Here is a 16105-nt window from a genome sequence, read left to right on the forward strand (position 1 = left end):
TTTTATAATACGTAAGAAATTCACTAAAGACTACTATCAGCTTAGGATATTGAATGGTTCAGGGTCAATTAAGAGAATGAAATAGTACATTTAAAGGAAGAAATCATTTACCATTATAACATACCATGAAAAATAATATAAGTCGTGCACAATTTTTATCAGTGGGTAGCTTGGCCATGGCCGGATTATGGTATAGTCAAGGTATATGGGCAATGGGTACAAAATTTGTAGATAAAAAAAGTGATAAGTTACTAATATCAAGATTTTTAGAGGCTAATGATCAAAGTGTCAAATCATTGTTAAATGAAGAGAAATTGTCCAGTTCAACAAGATTTTCTTCCTTTAGAAATGTTGCCAGGAATATATCCGTTATGGCAGCTTCTTTTTCCCATAAGGATTCAGACTTTTATCGGTCACAACGCGTATTGGAAGCTTTGCAACTTTATGCTGATATTTTATTGAAAGGTCAATATGAAGATGGTACGTTGGATTCTGGAGGAAACCGGCAATCACCTCCGGATACGGCATTTGTATTGGAGCATGTATGTGGTGCAATGAGTGTTTTGAAAAAAGACAACTTCAAGAACACCAATATTTTGACAAAAAGCATAGAAAAATTTATCTTAAATGCCGGGGAAGCAATGGTAACTGGTGGTGTACATACCCCAAACCATAGATGGGTGGTCTGTGCAGCTTTAGCGGGAATTTATGAACTTTATCCTGACGAAAAATACGTCAATAGGATAGAGCAATGGTTGGCGGAAGGTGTTTATACCAATAATGATGGTCATTATCTTGAGCGTAGTGCCAATTATTCCGCCGTCATCAACAGGGCATTGATAACCATTGCAAAAACACTACAAAGGCCAGCGCTTCTAGATTCGGTTCTTAAAAACTTGATTACTTATTGCTATTATACAGAGCCAAATGGTGATGTAGTCTCTATTGATTCTCGAAGGCAAGATCAATTACGACCTTCTACAATAACCAAGTTTTATGTGCAGTATAGATATATGGCTCTACGGACTAAAAATCCTTTACTGGTATATATGACGAAACAAATAGAAGGATTTGCTGATTTTGATTCGGTTATTCTTTCCCGTTCCTTGATAGAATTTATGATTGAGCCAGAATTGGGGTATGAGTTGCCTAAATCCAATCTTATACTTGAGGAGTATGAAAAGATGTTTTCGTCGTCCCATTTGGTTAGGATAAAGAGAGGTAATATTACAATGGCCTTATTTGGTGGTATTGATAGGCCGTTGGAAATTGTATCGGGGAAATCATCGAACCCAAATTTTCTAACGTATCGTAAGGGAGCGGTGATATTAAAACACATGCGATTGTCAACATCATTCTTTAGAATGGGTTATTTTAGAAGCGAAGGAATTACAAAACAAGGAACATCCTATAAATTACATGAAAAGAAAGAAGCCTATTATTACCAGCCTTTAGAAAAGCAGTATCATTTGTATAATGGGGATTATAAATTGTCAGAATCTCACGATAAAAGATTTTGGAACAAAATGGACTTTGATTCTAGGAAAAAGAGTAATGTTAAAACACAGGTTACGGACATAACATTAATTGAGCATAACGGAAAACTTAACATTGATATCAAGGTAGATGGACCGCCCCATGTGGAAGTTACCTTAGAGATGTGTTTTGAAAAAGGGGGTACGTTAACCGGAACAACAACCTTGGATACCGATAAACATTTACTTAAATCGGGTTTTGGAATGTATCAGGTAGGAGAGGATCAAATTACATTTGGGCCGGGGCTGTACATGCATGATCGGGTTTCTAGATTGGAAAGTGAACAATACGGATATCATAACGGAACACTACAAACAGATGGCGAATATGTATATATAACAGGTATTACACCTTTTGCCCATAGCTTAACCTTAAGTTAAGGTTGAAGTAAAATCGATATAAAATTATAAGTAAGCAATCAATAAACCACACCAATGGTCAACAAGAAAAAATCTTTATTCTGGGATAGTTTAAAATTGATAATTCTAGCCTTGTGCCTTACCTCTTGCGAAAAGGATAAGAATGATATGGAAGTACAACTGGTAGATTTGGTATACCCACAATTGGATACTGAAAATTCACGTTGGTTTTTCTTTTCATCTGCCAACAGGCCTTTTGGTATGGTAAACCTAAGTCCAGATACGGAAATTAATGGTGCTTGGGGTAGTGGTTATCGTTACAAAGTGGACACTATTAAAGGATTTAGCCATATACATGCATGGCAAATGTCCGGTCTTTCCGTTATGCCTATAAAAACCACAACAGAAAGGGATAGCACTATTTTTACTGATTTTTATTCAAGTTTTGACCATAATGAGGAAATTATATCACCGGGGTATCATTATTTGGAATTAGAGCGGTATGGTATCACAGCAGAATTGACCAGTACAAAGAGGGTAGGTTTTCATAAATATACCTATGCTAAAGGAACTAAGTCACGATCGGTTCTATTGAATTTGAATACCGTATTGGGACCAAACGAAAATATTGATGGCACCCTGCAAAAAGATTCCAATATGGAACTTTCCGGGAGTTTTGTGATGACACCTACCAGAAGAAGGCCAAAACCGTTGACTACATATTTTAAAATAAAGTTCAATACACCCATAGGTACTATTGAACAGGATGAGCAGACCAATAATTATATGGTGGTATTGAACGACACTGAAGATCCTGTGTTGATGAAGGTTGGTATTTCATATACCTCTATCAATAATGCGGAGACCAATATAATTACGGAACTTCCCCATTGGGACTTTAGTAAAACTGTAAACGAGTCCAAGTTGGAATGGAATACAATGTTGTCCCGTATTCAGATAGAAGGGGGTTCCGATCAGGACCAACGAAGATTTTATACCGATCTGTGGCATGCCTTACAGGGAAGAAGGATTATTAGTGATGTCAATGGGGCGTATCCGGACAACACGGGCAAGGAGTTTAGAATAGGGCAATTACCCCTTAATGAGCAAGGAACTCCAAAGTTTAACCACTATAACTCGGATTCCTTTTGGGGTGCGCAATGGACGATAAATACCCTTTGGGGATTGGTATACCCTGATATTATGCATGAATTTAGCCAATCGTTAATGCAGTATTATAAAGATGGTGGGCTGGTACCAAGAGGACCATCTGGCGGCAACTATACCAATGTAATGACTGGCGCATCCTCAACACCCTTTATTGTATCTGCCATTCAAAAAGGAATTGTAAACGAACAATTGGATACCATTTATTCTGCTCTGAAAAAAAACCATATGCTTGGAGGAATCATGGGCAAAGCAGGTTATGAACATGATACGGATATAGGTGGAGGGCTAAAATATTATTTGGAGAAAGGCTATGTGCCTTGGCCTTTGCCAGAGGGTAAATTTGGTATTCATTTAGATGGATCTGGACAAACCTTGGAGTATGCCTATCAAGATTTTACCTTGGCTCAATTGGCCAAAAAAATTGGCAGGGAGGAAGATCGGCAATATTTTGAAAATCGTTCAAAGAATTACAAAAATGTATTCAATCCTGCTAGCGGATGGATGCAGGCTAGGAATGTGGAGGGGGAATGGTCAAAAGATTTTGATCCCTACGTATATGAAAACGGGTTTGTAGAATCTAATGCGGCCCAATCTACCTGGTTTGTTCCCCATGACATGGATGGCTTAAGTGCTTTAATGGGAGGAAAGGATACTGCCGTTGAAAAATTAAACGCGCAATTTATAAAGGCAGAGGAATTGAATTTTACCTCGGGAAATTCCCATGAAAGTGAACTGCATCCGGAGTATAGAAGAATTCCCGTAAACCTAGGTAATCAACCTTCTATACAGACCCCTTTTGCGTTCAATAAACTGGGTAGACCAGATTTAACGCAGTATTGGACCCGTAAGGTTGTTGAAAAAGCCTTTAGCGGACTAGCACCAAATACAGGATATAATGGCGATGAAGATCAGGGGTTAATGGGAAGCCTTAATGTATTATATAAAATAGGATTATTTCAAATGAACGGAGGCACTGAGGAAAATCCTGAATACCAAATAGGGAGTCCTATCTTCAATAAAATTAGCATTAAACTTCATCCTGGATATTATCAAGGAGAAACATTTACCATACAGGCAAAGGACAACAATGCATCCAATATATATTCTGACATACCGGTATTCAATGGTACGGAATTGCCCAATTATAACATACGGCATTCAGATATTGTAAAAGGAGGAGAATTGATATTGAATATGAAAAACAGTGCAAATTAAACAGGAATGAAAACGAATCCATTATATATACCATTAGTATTTACCTTGTTATTGTTGACCCACTGTACCACAATGGGCCAAACGCAACTCCAAAACATAAAAGAGTACCAAGTAACTGATTTTGGGGCATCGGACAAAGGAGAGGAATTAAGTACGCAAGCCATACAGCAAGCTATAGATGCGGCACATAAAGCTAAGGGAGGTAAGGTTGTTTTAACAGAGGGTACATATTTATCAGGTACCATTGAGCTAAAGGATAATGTACATCTACAATTAAACGAGGGTGCTATATTATTGGGCACTACAGACGCCTATCAATATAAAAAATTGGAGCAGGGTAACCTGGCTCTGATCGTGGCAAAGGAAGCCAATAATATCTCTATAACCGGTAAAGGAACTATAGATGGACAAGGGAGGAAATTGGCATTGGCCATAGATAGTCTTCACCACATTGGGGAGCGTATAGACCCTAAATATAACAAGAAACGCATGCGGCCAAATGAGTTGCATAGACCAGAATTGATAAATTTACTTAGGTGTACCAATGTAAATTTTTCCAATGTTACCCTAAAGAGTTCCGCCAGTTGGCTCCAGACCATTGAGCAATGTACGGATGTTAGGTATGACAGTGTCACTATTCATAACCGAGCCTATTGGAACAACGATGGTTTTGACATTGTAGATTGTAAAAATGTAAGTATAACCAATTGTAATATAGATGCTGCAGATGACGGTATTTGTTTAAAATCGCATTCTAAAGACCATTATAATGATGGTATATATATTGCAAATTGCACCATTAGGTCCAGCGCCAGTGCCATTAAGTTTGGTACGGCATCCTTAGGTGGTTTCAAGAACGTAACCATAGAGAACATTAAAGTTTTTGATACGTTTAGATCTGCCATTGCCATAGAATCGGTTGATGGGGGAATTATAGAAAACGTTAAGGTAAATAACATAACGGCCTTAAATACCGGTAATGCATTATTTATACGTTTGGGTCATCGATCAGGGGACAGACCAGGTGTAGTCAAGGATGTTAGTATAACGAATATAGATGTTCAGGTGCCATTTGGCAGGCCCGATATCGATTATGATTTAAGGGGACCAGAAGTAAATTTCTTTCATAATCCATTTCCATCTTCTATTACAGGTATTGAAGGGTACCATGTAGAAAATGTTCAATTAGAAAATATTACGATTAGATATCCGGGCAGGGCGTCAAAAGGAATGGCCTATGTGCCATTGAGTAGATTAAATCAAGTAAAGGAAGAGGTAAAAGGCTATCCAGAATTTTCAATGTTTGGAGAGCTTCCTGCGTATGGGCTATATGTACGTCATGTAACGGGCATTACTATGAAAAATATCATCTTTACTTTGGAAAATGAGGATTTTAGACCTGCCATAATATTTGATGATGTCTCCAATATTACACTTTCAAGATTAGAGGTGCCAAAAAGTAATAAAAGTGAGATTATCCTCAAAGATGCATCAATTAATTCTATAGATGAGGAGCTTTTGCAACAACTAGAAAAGCTTTAGGTAAAGTTTGTTTGTTAAGCGTTTAAATGCCTATTTTATGAGAATAAATAGATAGTGAAAATTCAATGAAATATTGTTATAGTTTTATGTTGATGGTGTTGGTGAGCTTACAGTTAAGTTCGCAAAACCTGAAATTCAATCATTATAATGATAACAACGGGCTCTCCCATAATTCGGTTAGATATATTAACCAAGATAAACATGGTTTTCTATGGTTTGGTACATTTTCCGGGCTTAATAGATTTGATGGCTATCAATTCAAACAATATCTAAGTACTTCTCCAGGACAAAAAACATTGTTGAACGATGATATAACCGCCCTTGAGATAGATGAGCGGACCAATACCATGTGGATAGGTACCCGTGGCGGACTAACTCGTTTTAATATGGATACCCACACGTTCCATACCTATCTTCCTGAGGACAATAAAAAAGATGCCTTGCCAGATCAAGAGATCAGATCTATATATATTGATCAATTTCAACGGATTTGGGTAGGAACTAAGAATGAGGGTTTAAGTATCCTGTATCCTGATAAAGATAGTTTTGAGCATGTTGAAATAGAGGGGTTTAACTACGTTAAAGATATATTTGAAGATAAGGAAGGTAATATCTGGATCGGTAGTTATGGCTCTGGCGGGGTGGCAAAAATTTATTTAAATGCATCAGGAGCCATTCAACAGATTAAAAGGTATACTTTGGATATTCCCAATAGTACCGAAATAAACCCCTATATAAATTTCATAGATCAAGATCATAAGGGAGACCTATTTATAGGAACACGTGAGGGACTGTATAAGTTAGATTTGGCAATAGATGGCTTTAACAATTTGGTTATTTCTAAAAATGAACAAGGTAATAATCTAGGACCGTATTTTTTGGCATTGGCAAGGGCCCCTGATGGCAAATATTGGTTAGGGACTTTAGATGGGGTAGTGGTATGCCATCAAATGGAAGATTTGACCACAGGGAAGTATGAACTTCACCAATCCGTTTTGTCAGACGGTACATCGTTGGTGGACAATTTGGTATCGGCATTGTTTTTTGATAAATCTGGTGTGTTGTGGATAGGCACCGAAGATGGTCTGGACAAGTATGATCCGGTTGAAAATCAGTTTGCGCTCAATAAGGATATCTCAAGACTAATAGGTAACAAGGCCCCTAGAATCAGGGGATTCTCAAAAGCATTTGATGATAGGATCATTGTAGCTACGCGAAATAACGGTCTTTTTGTTTCCAATGGTAATGGGTATGAAGCATTATTGGACATTGGTACGGATATGGCCAGTATTTATACGGTAGATGGTAAGCTTTTCTATTGTGGACTATGGAACGGCAAAGTGCAGGTATATGACTACATCCGTAATAAAGCAAAAGTCATTGAGACCGGTTTTACGGCTTCGCCAGTGTTGGCATTTACACAGCTCAACACAAATACTATTTTAGTAAGTTCTTTTGGTGAGGGAGCAGTACTCTTGAATACGGAAAATTTAAGCGTAACACCTTATGATCAAAGATTTTTAGATGGTTTTCAAATCAATACCATGGTCAAGGATGGTAATGACATATGGTCCGCAACAGAGACAGGTATTGTTCGTTTAAGTATGGATTCTGGGGAATTTAAGGTTTATGATGCACTTTCGGACGAAAAAATAAACTTTCCTGATGCTAATAACGTGAGTGATATCCTTAAAGATGATAACGATATTATTTGGGCTTCCTCAAGATATGGATTTAGTTATTATGACCGTACATCAGATAGTTTTCAGACCTACTTAAAACATAAAGAACTTTCGGGCAGATGGGTAACCGATATTTTGAACGATAGTGATAATAACCTGTGGCTCAATATGAACAATAACAGTATTGCAAAACTCAATACTTTGACCAATGAGGCAAATATCTATCAAGTAAATAGTGGTAATAGATTAGACGTATTTAGCTCCGGGGGGTTTTACACCGCAGATGGCAGGAATATTTATCTTGGCGCCAAAAGTGGTATTATCCATTTTTCTACGGAAACATTGGAGAGGAACCTATCTAGTACAACACCGGTTATAACTGCGTTTAGGATACAGAACAAAGAAGTTACGCCTGGTATGGAAGTCAACGGCCAAGTTCCGTTACGATCGGATATCAACCTTTCTAAAAAGGTAGAGCTCAACTATGATAACCGAAATTTTTCGTTGCAATTTTCAGAACCTACTTTTGCCAACGAAAAGCTGAACAGTTTTGAATATATGTTAGAGGGTTTTGATGATCAATGGATCACTACCACAGGTTTTTCCCGTACGGTACAGTATACCAATTTATTTCCAGGGGATTATATATTCAAGATTCGTTCCAGGAACGGTGATGGACAATGGAGTGAGACCGCATCTTATCAAATAGAGATTACCCCCCCTTTTTGGATGACCCCCAAGGCAATCCTATTATTTTTGATTCTTTTAGGTTCGGTAATTTATTTGGTAAGGAGGGAGATTAAGAATCGTATTCGATTAAAACAAGAATTATTGACGGAAAAGGTCAATAGGGAACATGATGTTAAATTGAACAATGAAAAATTACGTTTCTTCACGAATATCTCACATGAGCTCAGAACACCACTGACCCTTATTTTAGGACCTGTTAAACAACTGTTGGAAGATAATGCACAGCAAGTGACAACGTACCAAAAAAGCAGGTATGAGCTAATTCATAACAATGCAAACAGGTTGTTTTCTTTGGTAAACCAGGTTCTTGATTTTAGAAAAGCACAAAGTGGTGAACTTAAGCTAAAAACAATGGAAACGGATATTTTGGCCTATTCAAAAAATATATTCGATTCATATAAGGAATTGGCCAATAACAAGAATATTGAACTAAGCTTTATCACAGAAAATGAAGATATACATGGTTGGATAGATAATGACAAATTTGATAAAATTCTGTATAATCTATTATCCAACGCATTAAAATTTACGCCGGACTTTGGTAACGTAGAACTTTATTTACGCTATAATGAAAAAACAGGAAAATTAAATATAGAAGTAAGTGATAATGGGATAGGTATTTCCAAGAAAAGTCAGAAAAAGATTTTCAATAGGTTTTACCAAGCCACCTCTACTAAACAAAACAACACGGGGTCAGGAATTGGTCTTTCATTAGTACAATCATTGGTGGAACTTCATAAAGGTAGCATTGAGGTAAAAAGTAATTTGGACAAGGGTAGCATATTTATGGTAGAATTGCCTATAGAACGTAGATTTTATGAGGACGATGAGGTGTTTGAACTTTCGTTGCCAAAACATAGCAAAAACGAAGAATTGAAAGATGCACCCAAAAAAATTATTCAAGATACCGGATTAAAACAAAAAATATTGGTAATAGATGACAATGCGGAACTAAGAAAATATTTAGTGGATTATTTGTCTGGATTTTATAAAGTATATGAAGCGGAAAATGGAGATCAGGCATTGACTATTTGTAGGCAGATAAGACCTACCTTATGTGTATCCGATGTAATGATGCCCGTAATGAACGGACTCGAGTTTTGTGAGAAACTAAAGAACGATCAATTTATAAGTCATATTCCCGTAGTATTATTGACTGCATTGTCAGATAATAAGGATAAGGTCAAAGGATATGGCACAGGTGCGGACGGTTATTTGGTAAAACCTTTTGATCCGTCATTGTTAAGATTAATGATAGAGAATATTATTAAAACACGTTTGGATCTTAAAGCAAAATTTGCGGCCGAAACAGAAAGTGAGGTCAGCTTGCTCACGCATTCTCCCGTAGATAAGTCGCTTATGCTCAAGGTTACGGAGTTGATCAATTCCAATTTGGATAAATCAGATTTATCAACTTCTTTTCTATGCCAAGAGTTGGGAATGAGCTCCTCTAAATTATATCAGAAAATAAAGGAACTGACAGATTTGGCACCTACGGAATTTATTAGGACGGTACGATTGAAAAAATCAGCGTCCTTATTAAAATCAAAAAAGTACAATGTTTCTGAGGTTACGAATTTAATTGGGTTTAATGATCCGTTATATTTTAGCCGTTGCTTTAAAAAACAATTTGGATATCCCCCCAGTAAGCTATTAAAATAGAAAACTTTTATTCTTTAGGTGGTCTTCCAGTAAAATGGTCCATGGTATGATATACCCCTAGGACTTTACCGGTAAGCCAATCAAAAGTTGTTATTGGTAGTACAGCTTGCGCAAAGCGTATCAATCTATACATATAACCGGGTATCGTAACCATTTTTTTGTTTTTCTCTATAGAGGTAATGATGGTCAATGCAGTTGCTTCAGGTTCCAAGATGGGAATTTTTGAACGTACTCCATTAAACATTCCGGTAGCTATATAATAAGGCATTACGGTGGTTACCTTAATGTTCTTGTTTAATTGTTCCATTTCTAGGCGTACACTTTCGGAAAAACCTATTAGGGACCATTTACTTGCTACGTACACGGACATTTTTGGGTTAGATAATAAGCCGCCGGACGAAGCAATATTACATATATGACCCGTATTTCTCTCCATCATGGAATTTATAAATGCATGGGTAACGTGTATAGGGGCTTTGGCATTAATTTGCATGGTCCTATCAATATCCGCTACGGTATGTTCAGATAAATACTTGCCTACAATGATACCTGCATTATTAATAAGAAAATCTACCCCGTTAAAGTTGTTTAAGACGTTTTTTGCCGTAGCATGTATACTTTGGATATCGGTAACGTCAACCTTCATAAGCACCAAAGAGCCCAAAGTGCCGTAAGTAGATTGCAACCTGGTAAAAGCACTATCGTCAATGTCCCATATAATGACCGTAGCTCCTCTTTCAAGGAGTAATCTAACCATGATTTCTCCAATACCCGAAGCTCCTCCGGTTACGAGGGCAATCTTATTGTGGAACGTTTGCATTGTACTGTTTTTAGCTTAAATCTCTTCTATAATGGAAACACCTTCGGATTTATCTCCTGATGTCCAACGCCATTGCTCATGAAGTCTAATTTTTCCATTTGGCAGAACTTGGGGCGTTGATCGGCATATGCCTGTCATGAGCTCACCTTGCACATTAATTTGATGATAGCGCATATCTATTGTTCCGTTGGCATCAACAATACCGAGTATGTGTCCTGTTGTAATTTGGCCTCCTGAATAGGTGGCAGTAAGTACAGCACCGTTTTGTTTATAAAGAAAAATGGTTCCATTCCCGGTTTCCCCATTTTCTGAAGTTGTAACAACTTTAAAACGTTTGTTGTCATAGTTCATAATAAACTTGCCAATACCAGATTAAAAAAGGTCTATTCTTGCTCTACTTCAACACCTTCCGTTGTAAAGGAAAAAGCCTGTGCGCCAAGACCACCTACCATTACTGCCTGGAACAGGGGATTCAATTTTTTCTTGGAATACCAATCTATGATAAAATTGGCACCGCTACCTCCTGAGGTGTCCTGCTGTTCTATAACATAATCAATAGTTTCCATAGGCTTAAGGTAAATAGGGGCATCAAGATAACTTCTAACCAAATCTCCCTGAGTATTATAATAATCTATTTTACTAACGAATAGACTATCACGAATACTGGTGTTTCGTATGCTTAACGTAGCGGTAAGTAACGTCCTTGTGTCCCTCGTCTGGTTATAGATATCGGAATAGATTGGCACATAAACCTGTCGCAATAATGAATCGCTAATGGTGGCATTTGCCCTTCTGTTCAATGTATGGTCATCCAAAATTTCTACAGGTTGTTCCTTGGGGTTGACCTCTTTACATGAACTCATGGTATGTACCAAAAGTGCCATTGTACAATATCCAAATATTTTAAATACGGATGTTTTCAATTTTGTGATATTAAGCTTCCCACTCGGTATGGAAAATTCCTTCTCTGTCCAATCGCTCATAGGTATGAGACCCAAAGTAGTCGCGTTGAGCCTGAATAAGGTTCAGCGGTAACTTACTAGAGGTATAGGCATCAAAATAGGTAAGTGAATTGGATAGTCCTGGAAGCGGTATACCGTTTGTTGCCCCAAAGGCAACTAACTTCCTGGCTGCATCAACGGTATCTTTGATCTTATCCACAAATGTGGCAGAGAGCAAAAGGTTGGGTAATGCAGGCTCCGCCTTAAAAGCTTCGGTGATATCTGCTAGTAGGCCTGCACGGATAATACAACCGGCCCTCCATATTTTAGCAATGACAGAAATATCCAGTTGATATCCATATTCTTTAGAGGCATCTGCCAATTGGTGCAATCCTTGGGCATAGGTAACAATAAACGAGAAATACAATGCCTTTTCTGAAAGATCGGTCAATTGTGCCTTTTCCATATGTTGCACGGTTGGTCTATCATAAAGGGCATCTGCCTTGAATCTTTCATCTTTTAATGCAGAAATCTCGCGCATACTAACGGCCACATCTATAGAGGGGACTGGTATACCCAAGTCCATCGCATTTTGGCTGGTCCATTTACCCGTACCTTTCTGCTTGGCCTTATCCAAAATTTGATCAACCAAACGGCCTTTGACCAGTGTGTCCTCTTGCTTAAAGATTTCAGAGGTTATTTCAACAAGAAAAGACTGTAACCTACCAGCGTTCCAACTGGCGAAAATGTCATGTAATTCATCATTATCATGATTGCCCCCTTTTCTTAATACATCATATATTTCGGAAGTAAGTTGCATTAGGCCATATTCAATACCGTTATGCACCATTTTAACATAATTACCTGCAGATTTTGGACCTAAATAAGCTACGCAGGGTTCACCATTATATTTTGCGGATACAGCTTCAAATATGGGCTTTATATGCTCATAGGCAGATTTGGATCCGCCGGGCATAATACTTGGGCCCTTACGAGCTCCTTTGGCACCTCCTGAAACCCCGGCCCCAAAGAAATTGATGCCCCGGTTCTGTAACGTAGCTTCCCTACGGTCGGTATCGGTAAAAAAGGAATTACCGCCATCAATGATGATATCGCCTTTGTCAATATGTGGTAACAATGATTCTATTACGGCATCTACAACTTTTCCGGCAGGTACCAATAACATTATTTTACGTGGCTGCTTAAGATTCTTTACAAAGGTCTTAATATTGGTAGAGGCATCTACTTGCTCTAAATTTCCTCCTTCATTTTTTAAGGAATTCACCTTTTCGGCATCTAGATCATACCCAAAGGCAGAGAATCCGTTATCCGCAACATTAAGTATAAAATTACGTCCCATTACTCCAAGACCTACCAATCCAAAATCGTACATAAAAAGTTGTTTATAGAATTAAATTATCACTTTAGGAATTTATTTTGTTATAGGAATTCCTAGGCCCTATACGGTATAGTTCAAAATTAATTTAAAATATTGACTTTAATGGTTAATGCAGTTGCAAAGCAACGTAAATTTGCTTTTCTTATCAATATATTCTAAAAATAGTATAGAAAGCGTTTATGAAGAACACAGACAATCAAATGCTCATCATATTTGGAGCATCTGGAGATTTGACCGCAAGAAAATTAATTCCCGCAATCTTTAATTTATATAAGGGCAATCATCTTCCGGAGAACTTTGTAGTGCTTGGTGTTAGTAGAAGTGACCTTGGTGATCTAAAATTCAGGAACAAGGTAGTTTTGGAAAGTGTTTATCTTGAGGAGGACCGTAAGCAGTTTGATGAGGAATTTATTCAAAAGTTCGCCAATAAACTATTTTATGAGGACTTGGGTTCAGAATATGATACTTCGTATGAACGTTTGGAAAAACGCATTTCTGACCTTGATCAAAAATATGGCACTAACGGAAACCATATCTTTTATTTATCTACCCCACCAAGTCTTTACGAGCCTATAGCTAAAAATTTATCCGATCAAGGATTAAACGATCAGACCAATGGTTGGCGAAGGCTGATCGTTGAGAAACCGTTTGGATATAGTTTAGAAACAGCACAGGATCTTAACAAAGGGCTACATTCCTATTTTAAAGAAGGACAGATATTTAGAATCGATCATTATTTAGGCAAGGAGACCGTTCAAAATTTATTGGTTACCCGTTTTGCCAACAGTATTTTTGAGCCGTTATGGAACAGAAATTACATACACCACGTAGAAATTACAAATGCGGAGAGCGTGGGTGTTGAAAAACGTGGAGGATATTACGATAAGAGTGGGGCGTTAAGGGATATGTTTCAAAGTCATCTATTACAGATTGTAGCCTTGATCGTAATGGAACCCCCATTAAGTGCCAATGCAGAGGAAATACGTAATGAGAAGTTAAAGGCGTTGAAGTCCCTTAAGATAATGACAGATGAAAAAACCCTCTATGAAAATACAATAAGGGCACAGTACGTGGCCTCTAAAATAGAAGGGGAGGAAGTTAAGGGATATAGGGAAGAAGATGGTGTGGACGAGGATTCAACAACGGAAACCTTTGCCGCCATTAAGTTTTTTGTTGATAATTGGCGATGGGCAGATGTACCCTTTTATGTAAGAACGGCCAAACGTATGCCCACAAAGGTAACAGAGGTGGTCATACATTTTAAGACACCACATCATCAAATTTTTAAGGAATCCGGTGTAAGCAATAAAGACAATAAATTAATTATTAGGATACAGCCAGATGAAGGTATATTGTTGAAATTTGGTGTTAAGGTTCCGGGCCAAGGTTTTGAGGTGGAACGTGCCAATATGGACTTCTACTATTCTAGCTTGACCGAAAATCATGTTATGGAAGCTTACGAGCGACTGTTATTGGACGCTATGCAAGGAGATGCCACCTTGTATGCCAGGGCAGATGAAGTGGAGGCGGCATGGGCCTTTGTTGATCCTATTTTGGATTACTGGAAAAATGGTAAAGATGTTAAAATGTACGGATACGCCGCAGGTGTTTGGGGTCCGGAAAATGCCAATGATTTGATAGAGGGTCTAGGGGAGTGGCGCAACCCTAGTGAAAATTTAGCCGATGACCCAGGTTTCTGTGTAATTTGCTAAAACCTGTAATACGTTATAAAATATAGTATAGAGAATGGAAATTAAAGTTTATCAAAATAAAGAAAAGGTTGCAGAGGAATTTTCAAAGTATTTTATAGAAAAATCATCCACTAAAAGCCCATTTCATGTGGCGTTATCTGGTGGTAGTACCCCTAAAATAGTCTTTGATGTCCTAGCGGAAAAATTTTCCGATAAAGTAGATTGGAACCTTATTCATTTTTATTGGGGAGATGAGCGTTGTGTAGCACCGGATGATGACGAGAGTAATTATAAGATGACGGTAGAACATTTGTTGTCCAAAATTAATATACCGGAGAAAAATATCCATAGAATCAAAGGTGAAGAAAATCCAAAGGAAGAGGCAAAACGTTATGGTGAACTCTTAGAAGATCTGTTGCCCAAGGAATTGGGTTTGCCACAATTTGATTTGGTCATACTTGGAATGGGAGATGACGGGCATACGGCATCCATATTTCCACATGAATTAAAGTTGTGGGTCTCACCGGACAATTGTGAGGTGGCCATGCATCCGGAATCGGGTCAACTTAGGGTTTCATTGACCGGTAGGATTATCAACAATGCTAAAACAGTAACGTTTTTGGTTACTGGAGAAAGTAAGGCGGAGAAAGTAAAGGTTATAATTGATCGGGAAGAGGACTATTTGGATTACCCTGCAAGTCATGTATCTCCAAAGACTAAGGATTTAGTTTGGTTCTTGGATGCCGCAGCGGCAAAACTGCTTACTTTAGATCAATCTTAATATTTTCATTTTCCAACTCCTTGATATAGGCTTGCGGGTTAAACGTCTTTGATTCAAATTTGGTATCACGTTCCTGGGCTTCTAATTTGCGGTATTTGCTCCTTGCAAAACGGCGTACCCCTTGATCATCGGATATGATTAGTCCGGGAACGGGAACGTTTTTGCCATCATCTCCTTTGGCAACCATTGTAAAATAAGAGGAATTACAATGCTTTTTCTTTCCTGAGGTAATATTTTCAGATTCCACGCGTACACCAACCACCATTGAGGTACGCCCCGTATAATTAATGCTTGCCTTTAAGGTAACCAGCTCGCCCACTTCAATTGGATTAAGAAAATTCACCCTATTGACAGATGCCGTAACGCAATATTGTTGTGAATGTTTGGATGCACATGCAAATGCTATTTGATCCATTAAGTTTAAAATATAGCCGCCATGAACCTTGCCTCCAAAATTGGAGTGTGAGGGTAGCATAAGTTCTGTTATGGATACCCTTGATTCCTTTACGTTTTTATACTTTTCCATCTGTTGGGGATGTGCTTTAAACAATTATAAA

Annotated in this window: 11 protein-coding genes; 6 read left to right on the forward strand and 5 right to left on the reverse strand. The window is 37.9% G+C overall.

Going from position 1 to position 16105, the window contains the following annotated elements:
• Nucleotides 1–125 precede the first annotated feature (125 nt).
• The 4 genes from CHB68_RS06845 (at nucleotide 126) to CHB68_RS06860 (ending at nucleotide 9916) form a co-directional block, all read left to right on the forward strand.
• A complete protein-coding gene (locus CHB68_RS06845) occupies nucleotides 126–1916 on the forward strand; it encodes a hypothetical protein (protein ID WP_089260114.1) in 1791 nt (596 codons plus the stop codon).
• A 54-nt stretch (nucleotides 1917–1970) separates the two neighbouring features.
• A complete protein-coding gene (locus CHB68_RS06850) occupies nucleotides 1971–4280 on the forward strand; it encodes a GH92 family glycosyl hydrolase (protein ID WP_089260115.1) in 2310 nt (769 codons plus the stop codon).
• A 6-nt stretch (nucleotides 4281–4286) separates the two neighbouring features.
• A complete protein-coding gene (locus CHB68_RS06855) occupies nucleotides 4287–5822 on the forward strand; it encodes a glycoside hydrolase family 28 protein (RefSeq protein ID WP_089260116.1) in 1536 nt (511 codons plus the stop codon).
• A 65-nt stretch (nucleotides 5823–5887) separates the two neighbouring features.
• A complete protein-coding gene (locus tag CHB68_RS06860; RefSeq protein WP_089260117.1) occupies nucleotides 5888–9916 on the forward strand; it encodes a hybrid sensor histidine kinase/response regulator transcription factor in 4029 nt (1342 codons plus the stop codon).
• A gap of 7 nt (nucleotides 9917–9923) precedes the next feature.
• On the opposite strand, the gene CHB68_RS06865 is transcribed toward CHB68_RS06860, so the two are convergent.
• From CHB68_RS06865 to gndA, 4 genes are read right to left on the reverse strand one after another with little or no spacing between them, the layout of a single operon-like run.
• Nucleotides 9924–10736 (reverse strand): SDR family oxidoreductase, encoded by an 813-nt coding sequence (locus CHB68_RS06865; RefSeq protein ID WP_089260118.1) that lies wholly within the window; start codon nucleotides 10734–10736, stop codon nucleotides 9924–9926.
• Between the two features lie 15 nt (nucleotides 10737–10751).
• Nucleotides 10752–11087, reverse strand: a complete 336-nt coding sequence (locus CHB68_RS06870) for a n-acetylglutamate synthase (RefSeq protein WP_179213158.1) — start codon at nucleotides 11085–11087, stop codon at nucleotides 10752–10754.
• 32 nt (nucleotides 11088–11119) lie between these two features.
• Entirely contained in the window at nucleotides 11120–11659 is a 540-nt protein-coding gene (locus CHB68_RS06875) for a DUF3124 domain-containing protein (RefSeq protein ID WP_218822489.1), read from the reverse strand.
• A gap of 10 nt (nucleotides 11660–11669) precedes the next feature.
• Complete coding sequence (gene gndA / locus CHB68_RS06880) at nucleotides 11670–13070, reverse strand: NADP-dependent phosphogluconate dehydrogenase (protein WP_089260121.1); 1401 nt, start codon at nucleotides 13068–13070, stop codon at nucleotides 11670–11672.
• A 185-nt stretch (nucleotides 13071–13255) separates the two neighbouring features.
• Between gndA and zwf the strand changes: the two genes are divergently transcribed.
• Together zwf and pgl are read left to right on the forward strand one after the other, a co-directional pair.
• Entirely contained in the window at nucleotides 13256–14788 is a 1533-nt protein-coding gene (zwf, locus tag CHB68_RS06885; RefSeq protein ID WP_089260122.1) for a glucose-6-phosphate dehydrogenase, read from the forward strand.
• Nucleotides 14789–14822: 34 nt separating this feature from the next.
• Nucleotides 14823–15548, forward strand: coding sequence for a 6-phosphogluconolactonase (pgl, locus tag CHB68_RS06890; protein ID WP_089260123.1), 726 nt, complete (start codon nucleotides 14823–14825; stop codon nucleotides 15546–15548).
• On the opposite strand, the gene CHB68_RS06895 is transcribed toward pgl, so the two are convergent.
• Complete coding sequence (locus CHB68_RS06895) at nucleotides 15529–16074, reverse strand: acyl-CoA thioesterase (protein WP_089260124.1); 546 nt, start codon at nucleotides 16072–16074, stop codon at nucleotides 15529–15531. The genes pgl and CHB68_RS06895 overlap by 20 nt on opposite strands.
• Nucleotides 16075–16105 lie beyond the last annotated feature (31 nt).

It is taken from the genome of Maribacter sedimenticola (assembly GCF_900188415.1).
In the GTDB taxonomy this organism is placed as follows: domain Bacteria; phylum Bacteroidota; class Bacteroidia; order Flavobacteriales; family Flavobacteriaceae; genus Maribacter; species Maribacter sedimenticola.